Genomic DNA, 8,983 nt, shown 5'->3' with positions numbered 1-8,983 from the left:
CGGGAAGCAAAATGCTTCCCGCCGCCGCTGTCTGCCTGGGAGACCATGTCAGGCCACGGGTTCTTCTGAGAAATCTCCCGCTGCCAGCATAGTTTCCATCAAAATTCCATACCCTTTGCTTGGATCGTTCAGCAGGACGTGCGTCACCGCACCGGCGAATTTTCCGTCCTGCAGGATCGGGCTGCCGGACATACCTTGGACGATGCCGCCTGTGGCGGCCAGAAGCTCCGGGTCCGTCACAGAGATGACCAGGTCTCGTCCGTCTGCTGCATTCTCTACAACCTGTAAAATTTCCACATCATATTCCTGAACGGCATCACCCTCCACATTAGAGAGGATGGTGGCAGGACCAGCGTGGACTTCCCCGGCGGCCGCAACCGGCATGGGATCGCCCAGCCGCTCGGTGAATTCGCCGGGGTCCAGCGTGCCGAAGACGCCGCTGGTGGTGTTGGCGTACAGATCACCCAAATCTGTGGCCAGGTCGAAATCCCCCCGCAGCTCACCGGCCTCTCCGATGGCACCCTTCTTCACCGCTTTCACGGTGGAGGGCAGAATGGATCCGGAGGCAAAGGGCATCAGGAGCGCCGTGTCGGCGTCCGTGATCCCGTGACCCAGAGCGCCGAAGGCGCCGCTTTCCGGGTCGTAATACGTCATGGTGCCGATGCCGGCCATGCTGTCCCGAATCCAGGCCCCAATGCAGTAGGCGCCCTTCTCGTTCTGTTCCGGGGAAACAGAGAGCGTCACGCTCCCGCCTTCCCGGCGGACCTGCAGGTCGGTGGCCGTCTCCCCATTCTCCTGGAGCAGGGATTGGAATTGCTCTGAGGAGGTTACAGAGACGCCGCCGCATTTGACGATGATGTCGCCGGTCTGCAGGCCGCAGTCATCCGCAGGCGTGCCGCTCTCCGGCGCCTTCACCACCATCACCCCGCGGGCAAAGAGCTTGATGCCCACCGTGTGGCCCACGGGGACCAGCATCCGGGCGGAGGTGTCCTGGTCCGCGCCGCCGGCCGTCACACCGGCAGCGCGCGCCGGCATGGCCGCGCACAACAGCAATGCCAAGACCAGCGCCGCTCCGCCCCGCAGCACGTGTCTCGCTTTTTGAAATGGTCCATACATGAAATCACCCCTTTCCGAAACGCGGCCGGCAAATCCGCTGATCTGCCGGCGAGATTATCATCTGCCGCAGACGGAAAAACACGCCTTGCAAAATGCGGAAGCAGCCCCATGGCAGGCTTTGACTGTGCCGCCGCAGCGGCAAAAAAACAGGACCCGCAGGCAAATACCCGCAGGTCCTGGAAAAAATCGTTCAATCCCGCTTATTGAAAATTTTGAAAATATCCTCGAAGGGGTCGTCCTCCGGCTCCTCCGGCTTGGGCACGTCCTCTTCCTTCAGGGGCATGGGCTCCGCCGCGGCGCTCTGCTGGCCCGCGGCCCCCGCCTGGATGGGCGGCACCTTGGGCAGCTGCTCCGGCACCTTGTCAAAGCCGGTGGCGATGACGGTGACCCGGATCTCGTCGTCCAGCGTCTCGTCGAAGGTGGCGCCGAAGATGGTGAGCGCATCGGGATGGACCGCCGCCTGGACCAAGCTGGCGGCCTGTTCCACCTCCTCCAGACCGATGTCCATGGAGCCGGTGACATTGATGAGCACGCCCTTGGCCCCCTCGATGGAGGTCTCCAGCAGGGGGCTGGAAATGGCCATCTTGGCGGCCTCCTCGGCCTTGCCCTTGCCGGCGGCCCGACCCACGCCCATGTGGGCCATGCCGGCGTTCTTCATGATGGCGGTGACGTCCGCGAAGTCCAGGTTGATGAAGCCGGTATCCCGGATCAGGTCTGAGATGGACTGCACCGCCTGGCGCAGCACGTCGTCCGCGATCTCGAAGGCGTTTGCAAAGGTGATCTTCTGGTCCGTGGCGTGCTTCAGCCGCTCATTGGGGATGATGACCAGAGAGTCCACCTTGTCCTTCAGCTCCGCGATGCCGGCCTCTGCCTGCTGCATCCGCCGGCGGCCCTCAAACCCGAAGGGCTTGGTGACCACCGCCACGGTGAGGATGTCCATCTCCTTGGCGATCTCCGCCACGATGGGGGCGCCGCCAGTGCCGGTACCGCCGCCCATGCCGGCAGTGATGAACACCATATCCGTGTCCTCCAGTGCCTTGGCGATCTGGTTGCGGCTCTCCTCCGCGCTCTTGCGGCCCACCTCGGGGTCGGAACCGGCGCCCTGACCGTGGGTCAGCTTTTCGCCGATCTGGATCTTATAGGTGGCGCTGGATACGTTCAGCGCCTGCTTGTCGGTATTGACCGCCACAAAGTCCACGCCCTTGGTGCCGCTGCGGACCATGCGGTTGACCACATTGTTGCCGCCGCCGCCCACGCCGATGACCTTGATATTGACAACGGTATCGGGACCGGTCTCCAATCCAAATGCCATATAGTGGTGCCTCCTACTATCGTTTGTGTAAAAAGGGAGGATCGTCCCTTTGGATTCACAATATCCTGTATCTCATAACATTTAGTTTATTGTATGACACTTTCGCCCTCTGGTCAAGAGTCCATCGGGCTTTTCCCTCAGATTTTTGTCCGGAAAAAGGAGGGGCGGCGGTCCGTCCCCCCTGTCTCGGCAATCTTCTGCCAAATCCGCCACTCTCAGTCCAGCGTGAGGATCGGCGGATTCAGGTCCAGGCGGATGCTGCCCGTCTGGTTACTCTCCAGCTTGCTGATTCCCGCCTCCAGGATCTGCAGCATCCGGTCATAGTCCGCGTTGTACTCCATCTCCACAGAAAAGCGGCCGGCGTAGTCCATAGTCAGCCGGGACAGATCGTCCAGGTGGATGGCATCCACCCGGTCCGTCAGGCCCGCGGCGTCCAGCGCCGCCAGCAGCGCCAGCAGACTGGTCTGCTGATTGGCGAACTCTGTGGACAGGGCGATGTCCGTGCCCACCGAGGGGGCCAGCAGCTCACAGCCGTCGATCACCGCATAGTCCCCAGCTTGAGACGCCGGCAGCTGCTCCACGATCTTGCCCTTGGGACTCAGCAGCCAGGCGCTGCCGTCCTGGATCACCGCCAGGGGTGTACCGCACTCCGCCACATCGATCAGCAGAGTGTCCGGCAGCTCCCGCCGGATGCGGATGTCCTCAATGTCGATGTAGGGCAGCTGCTCCGCGATGCTGCGGGCGGCCTCGTACTTGTTCAGCAGAAAGAGGTTGTCGCCCAGCTGGATACCGCTGGCCTCGATCACGTCCTTTTCGGTGTACCGCTCAGTCCCCGTGACCTCGATGGTGTCCACCCGGAAGAACAGCGTCAGGGCCATCACCACGGCCGCGCAGATCACCAGCACGGACAGCAGCTTATAGAGGAAGCCGAAGTTTCCCCTCCTGCGCCGCCGGTTGGAATGTCTGCGTCTGGCCATGTCGTCTCTCCTACCCGTTTTCTGTCTCTTCCACGCGCACCGCGTCCGCCCCCAGAGCCCGCAGGTCCCGGGCCAGGTCTTCGTAGCCCCGGTCGATGTGGCAGATCTGGGAGACACGGGTCTCCCCCTCCGCCGCCAGAGCCGCCACGCACAGGGCCGCCCCGCCCCGCAGATCCGTACACCGCACTGGCGCGCTGTGAAGCCGCTCCACACCCGTGACCACCGCCACCCGGCCGGATACCCGGATGCTGGCCCCCATGCGGATCAGTTCGTCCACATGGCGATAGCGGTTTTCAAAGATGTTCTCCTCAAATACCGTGGCGCCCCGGCTGCGCAGCAGTGCCGCCATCAGCACCGCCTGCGCGTCCGTTGGAAAGCCGGGGTAGGGCGCCGTCTGCACCGGCCCCACGGCCCGCAGCCGCTCCCGGCACAGAGCCCGGATGCCTCCGCTGTCTGCCGTGACCGTGCAGCCCGCCTCCCGCAGGGCGGCGGTGACTGTGGACAGGTGCCCCTCCTCCGCGCCCCGGAGATAGATGTCCCCGCCGGCAGAGGCCGCCGCGCAGAGGTAAGTAGCCGCCGCGATCCGATCCGGCATGACCCGGTACGTACAGCCGTGGAGGTCCTGCCCGCCCTCTATGGACACGGCGGAGCTCCCCGCCCCGGACACCCGAGCCCCGCAGGCGTTCAGGAAGTTCTGCAGGTCCACCACCTCCGGCTCCCGGGCGGCGTTGGAGATCACCGTGACGCCCTCCGCCCCGCAGGCGGCCAGCATCAGATTCTCCGTGGCCCCCACGGATGGCATCCGCAGCACCACTTCCCGGCCCCGCAGCCGGTCCGCCCGGCAGTGGAGGAAGCCGCCCTCCTCCCGGATCTCCGCCCCCAGGTCCCGCAGGCCCGCAAGGTGGAGGTCGATAGGCCGGGGGCCCAGCTCGCACCCGCCGGGGTAGCTCAGGTCCGCCTGCCCGCACCGGGCCAGGATCGCCCCCAGGAAAATGGCGGAGGAGCGCATCTCCCGCATGAGTACATCAGAAATCTCACAGCGGCGCAGGGCGGTGGTGTCCACCGCCAGGGCATCCGCCTCCCAATGGGCGTCGCAGCCCAGATGCCGCAGGATGCGGATGGAGGCGTCCACATCCCGCAGCCGGGGGCAGCCCAGCAGCGCCACCTGCCCCCTTGCCAACAGCGTGGCCGCCAGAATGGGCAGGACGCTGTTCTTGGCCCCCTGGATCGTGACCTCTCCCTCCAGGCGGCGGCCGCCTCGCACCGACAAAAGCTGGCTCATATCCGTTCCCCTCCGAATCCAGAATGGTTCAACAGTCCATCCTATGGCCGGCGGGGTTTCGTGGTTACTGGCAGATTTCCAGCACGGTTTGATAAATTCGCTCTGTGGCGTCCCGGATTCCCAGGGCGGACATGGCCCGCTCCATGGAGGCCCGGCGCGCTCCGTCATGAAGGATGCCGCAGGCCGCCTGGAACAGCGCCTGACCGGAGCAGTCCTTCTCCAGCAGCACCACGGCACCGCCGGCGTTTTCCAGGACCCTCGCGTTTTTTTCCTGGTGGTTGTTGGTGACATAGGGGGACGGCACGATCAGCGCCGGGACCCCCAGTGCCGTCAGCTCGCTGATGGTGGAGGCCCCCGCCCGGCAGAGCACCAGATCCGCCGCCCGCATGACGGCGGCCATATCATAGATGTACTCCCGCACCTGCAGCGCCGGGTGGTCCGCCAGGTCCACTCCCTTCTCCCGCAGCAGCTTCAGCAGCACTGGATAGCCATCCTTTCCGGCGCCGTGGATGTGGTGGAAAGGTTCCTTGGCCGCCTCCAGCGCCAGGAAGTCCGCCATCTGCCGGTTCATGCCCGAGGCCCCCAGGGACCCCCAGAAGGACACAAGCAGGGGCCGGCCGTCTTCCACGCCCAGGCGGCGCTTGGCCTCTGCCTTCGTCAGATGGAAGAAGTCCCGCCGCACCGGCGTACCGGTGACGATCACCTTCTCCGGGTGGCGGTAGTGCTCCCGGCAGGCCTCAAACCCCACCATGATCCGGTCCGCGAAGGGCTCCAGCATCTCCGTGGTGAGGCCGGGCACCATGTTGGACTCGTGAACGGCCGTGGGGATCCCCGCCTTGGCAGCGGCCTTCACCATAGGGAAGCTGGCGTATCCCCCCGTTCCGATGACCACGTCCGGCCGGAACTGCCGCAGAATGGCCCGGGCCTCTCCGGGCGCCCGAAGGAGGTTCCCCACAGAGACCAGGTTGTGCCGGATCTCCCGAGGCTTGAAGGACCGGTGGAAGCTGGAGATGTGGACGGTGCGGAAGTCGTATCCCGCCTTGGGGATCAGGTCCTTCTCCAGTCCCCGCTCCGCTCCCACGAACAAAAATTCTGTCTCCGGGTCCTTTTCGCGCATCAGCTGGGCCAGCGCGATAGCCGGGTTCACGTGCCCGGCCGTGCCGCCGCAGGTGAAGATCACCTTCTTCAATGATGCTTCCACTTTGCTGCACTCCAATCGAAAGATATGAGATAAAAGTGAAGGGAGAAGAGATTCGGTGTCCGGCACAGCCGGACATTTTGAGATTCCGCCTTTATCTCTTATCTTTTATCTCTTAACTCCTATCTGGGTCGTACTACCCCGCCTTTGTAGGCTTCATCTGCCGGGATACCGACAGGACGATGCCCATCTCCGCCAGCTGGATGGACAGCGCCGTGCCGCCATAGCTGAAAAACGGCAGGGAGATGCCGGTGGTGGGCAGCAGGCCCGTCACCACGCCGATGTTCAAAAAGGTCTGAAGGCCCACCAGGGTCATGACGCCCACCACCATCAGGCTGCCGAACCGGTCCCGGGCATGGAGGGCGATCCAGAAGCCCCGGAGAATCAGCGCCGCGAACAGCAGCATGATAACGGTGGCGCCAATCAGGCCCAGCTCCTCGCAGACGATGGCGAAGATGAAATCGTTGTGCTCCTCCGGCAGATAGAGAAACTTCTGGCGGCTCTTCCCCAGGCCCACGCCCCACAGCCCGCCGGAGCCGATGGTGATGAGGCTCTGGCGCAGCTGGTAACCGGCTCCCTGGGGATCCAGCCAGGGGTTGTGCCACATCTCGATGCGGGAGGCGTTGTAGCCGATCACGCCCAGCACCAGATACAGCAGCAGTCCGGCTGCACCCATAGCCAGCCCCACCCATCTCCAGTGGATGCCGCCCACCAGCATCATCACCGCGCCGGCGCCCATGATGAGGATGGCGCCGGAGAGGTGGGGCTCGATGCCCACCAGGGCTGCCAAGACAATCAGCAGCACCGCATAGGGGGCGATGCCGTAGCGGAACGTCTGCATACGGTCCTTTTTCTTGGAGATGCTGTCGGCAAAATAGATCACCACCGCCAGCTTTGCGATCTCCGAGGGCTGGAACTGCAGCGAAGTACCTGGAATGCCCAGCCAGCGGGTGGCGTTGTTCCGGGTAATGGCCAAGGGGTTGCCCGGAACAATCACCAGGATCAGCAGAATGACGGCCAGATACAGCAGCGGCTTTGCAAGACCGCGGAACCGCTGATAGTTGATCTTGCCAATGAAGAGCATGGCCGCCACGCCCATGATGGCGAACACGCCCTGGCGGATAAAGTAGGACATGGGGTTCTGGCCATCCGTCTCGTAATAGGCGGAGGGGAAGCTGGCGGACAGCAGCATCACCAGGCCCACGCCGGTCAACAGCATCACCAGGATGAAGAAGGGCAGGTCAATGGGCCCCTTGGCCAATTCCCGGCTCTCCTGCTCCAGCTCCCGCCGGCGCTGCTGGCGCTCCTGCCGGGCCAGGGCCTCTTCCCGACTCATGGGTCGCCGGCGGGCCGCCGGGGCTTTTTTCTGCCGTACCATACTGCTTCCCTCCTCTCGGGGTCTGTGGATCTTGCCGCGCTCCGCAGCGGGCCGGCGCAGAGTGCTCAGAATCGTCCCTGGACGCCCAGATAGGCCAGGACGCAGCCCGCCAGCGTCACCAGGGAGAATACCGCCACCAGCTTTGCCTCACTCCAGCCGGAGAGCTCCAGGTGGTGGTGCAGGGGGGCCATTTTGAAGAATCGCTTGCCGTGGGTCAGCTTGAAGTAACCCACCTGGATAATATCGGACAGCGTCTCCAGAATGTAGATGATGCCTACGGGGATCAACACCAGGGGCATATCGAACACAAAGGCCAGGGCCGCCACCGCGCCGCCCAGAAACAGGCTGCCGGTGTCCCCCATGAACACCTTGGCGGGGTGGTGGTTATAGACGAAGAAGGCCGCCAGCCCTCCCGCCATAGCCGCCGGGAACAGAGCCTGGATGCCGTAGGTGCTCCAGAGGACGCCGGCTACGGTGAAGAAGGCCATCACCACAAAGGTGACGCTGGCAGCCAGCCCGTCGATGCCGTCGGTCAGGTTCACAGCGTTGACGCAGCCCACAATAACGAAGGCCGCGAAGATCAGATACACGATCCAGTTGATGGTAAAGCTCATGTTCAGGAAGGGGATATACAGGTCGTTTGTCAGCAGGCCCTCGTACCGCATCAGCACCAGGAACACCACCGCCGCCGCCAGCTGAAGGATGAACTTCTGCCGGGCCGTCAGTCCCTCGTTCTGGTGCTGGCGGACCTTGCGGTAGTCGTCCACAAAGCCGATCAGGCCGAAGATCAGGGCGAAGAGATACACGTAGAGGTGCCAGAACACCCCCTCCAGCATGAAGCTCCAACCCAGGATGAACACGGTGACGCCCGCACCCAGGATGAACATGATGCCGCCCATGGTGGGCGTGCCGGCCTTGGACTTGTGCCACGTGGGTCCGTCCTCCCGGATCTCCTGGCCGGCCTTCAGCTTGCGCAGCTCCGGGATGAGAAATCTGCCGATGAGCAGCGTCAGCACAAAGCTGACGGCCGCCGCGATCAAAGAAAGTGTCATATATCCGTCTCCCTCTCCTTCGCCGGGCACAGCCCCGGCCCTTTGGTACGTTCCTGATTCCAGCGGTTCTCCGGCGGCCGATCCTCCGCCGGATGTCCCGCCGTATCCCATTGTCCATGCGGCGCCGCCCACGGCTGACCGCCGCATTTCACGCGGACCGCCCGAAGTGAATTCAGCCGATTTCAAGGGTTCGCCTGCGGCAAACCGCTTGACGCCGGACGCCCGGCGGTCACTTCCCCGCCAAGTGCTCCGCCACGATCTCCCGTTCGTCCATGTGGTGCTTCTCGTGGTTCACGCCCCACAAAATCTCCGATTTTGTGGGGACCCCGCATTTGACTCAAATCGCCCGAAGTGAATTCAGCCGATTTCAAGGGTTTGCCTGCGGCAAACCGCTTGACGCCGGACGTCCGGCGGTCACTTCCCCGTCAAGTGCTCCGCCACGATCTCCCGTTCGTCCATGTGGTGCTTCTCGTGGTTCACTTCCTGGTAGGTCTCGTGGCCCTTGCCGCACAGGGCGATCACATCGCCGGGCTGCGCGTGGTCCATCGCCCAGTGGATGGCCTCCACCCGGTCGCAGATCACCTGGTAGGGGGTGCCGCTGCCCTCCAGGCCCGGCAGGATGTCGGCGATGATGGCCTCCGGGTCCTCGGTCCGGGGGTTGTCGGAGG

At 64.0% G+C, this 8,983-nt stretch carries 7 protein-coding genes and 1 pseudogene; all 8 read right to left on the bottom strand.

All coding sequences use genetic code 11. The annotated features are described in order from the left end of the window. Nucleotides 1-48: 48 nt before the first annotated feature. Nucleotides 49-1,116, bottom strand: coding sequence for a SpoIVB peptidase (gene spoIVB, locus HMPREF1546_RS06575; RefSeq protein ID WP_021751794.1), 1,068 nt, complete (start codon nt 1,114-1,116; stop codon nt 49-51). A gap of 190 nt (nt 1,117-1,306) precedes the next feature. After that, complete coding sequence (ftsZ, locus tag HMPREF1546_RS06570; RefSeq protein WP_021750847.1) at nt 1,307-2,428, bottom strand: cell division protein FtsZ; 1,122 nt, start codon at nt 2,426-2,428, stop codon at nt 1,307-1,309. Nucleotides 2,429-2,643: 215 nt separating this feature from the next. Further along, nucleotides 2,644-3,405, bottom strand: coding sequence for a cell division protein FtsQ/DivIB (locus tag HMPREF1546_RS06565; protein ID WP_021750849.1), 762 nt, complete (start codon nt 3,403-3,405; stop codon nt 2,644-2,646). A gap of 10 nt (nt 3,406-3,415) precedes the next feature. Then, on the bottom strand, nt 3,416-4,687 hold the full coding sequence (gene murA, locus HMPREF1546_RS06560) for a UDP-N-acetylglucosamine 1-carboxyvinyltransferase (protein ID WP_021750850.1): 1,272 nt from the start codon (nt 4,685-4,687) through the stop codon (nt 3,416-3,418). Between the two features lie 64 nt (nt 4,688-4,751). Then, a complete protein-coding gene (gene murG / locus HMPREF1546_RS06555; RefSeq protein ID WP_051319968.1) occupies nt 4,752-5,888 on the bottom strand; it encodes an undecaprenyldiphospho-muramoylpentapeptide beta-N-acetylglucosaminyltransferase in 1,137 nt (378 codons plus the stop codon). A 133-nt stretch (nt 5,889-6,021) separates the two neighbouring features. Further along, nucleotides 6,022-7,263 (bottom strand): putative lipid II flippase FtsW, encoded by a 1,242-nt coding sequence (ftsW, locus tag HMPREF1546_RS06550; protein WP_174233003.1) that lies wholly within the window; start codon nt 7,261-7,263, stop codon nt 6,022-6,024. Nucleotides 7,264-7,328: 65 nt separating this feature from the next. Beyond that, nucleotides 7,329-8,315 (bottom strand): phospho-N-acetylmuramoyl-pentapeptide-transferase, encoded by a 987-nt coding sequence (gene mraY / locus HMPREF1546_RS06545; RefSeq protein ID WP_036631121.1) that lies wholly within the window; start codon nt 8,313-8,315, stop codon nt 7,329-7,331. Nucleotides 8,316-8,729: 414 nt separating this feature from the next. Next, nucleotides 8,730-8,983, bottom strand: a pseudogene (locus tag HMPREF1546_RS18735) (UDP-N-acetylmuramoyl-L-alanyl-D-glutamate--2,6-diaminopimelate ligase); the annotation flags it as partial.

The organism is Oscillibacter sp. KLE 1745 (genome assembly GCF_000469445.2).
Lineage (GTDB): Bacteria > Bacillota > Clostridia > Oscillospirales > Oscillospiraceae > Oscillibacter > Oscillibacter welbionis.
Note: the sequence above shows the minus strand (reverse complement) of the source record. Positions and strands in the feature narration are given on the sequence as shown.

Excerpts from the sequence above, each read along its gene's own strand:
- spoIVB (WP_021751794.1), bottom strand. The coding sequence starts at position 1,116 with ATGTATGGACCATTTCAAAAAGCGAGACACGTGCTGCGGGGCGGAGCG.
- HMPREF1546_RS06565 (WP_021750849.1), bottom strand. The coding sequence starts at position 3,405 with ATGGCCAGACGCAGACATTCCAACCGGCGGCGCAGGAGGGGAAACTTC.
- ftsW (WP_174233003.1), bottom strand. The coding sequence starts at position 7,263 with ATGGTACGGCAGAAAAAAGCCCCGGCGGCCCGCCGGCGACCCATGAGT.
- ftsZ (WP_021750847.1), bottom strand. The coding sequence starts at position 2,428 with ATGGCATTTGGATTGGAGACCGGTCCCGATACCGTTGTCAATATCAAG.
- mraY (WP_036631121.1), bottom strand. The coding sequence starts at position 8,315 with ATGACACTTTCTTTGATCGCGGCGGCCGTCAGCTTTGTGCTGACGCTG.
- murA (WP_021750850.1), bottom strand. The coding sequence starts at position 4,687 with ATGAGCCAGCTTTTGTCGGTGCGAGGCGGCCGCCGCCTGGAGGGAGAG.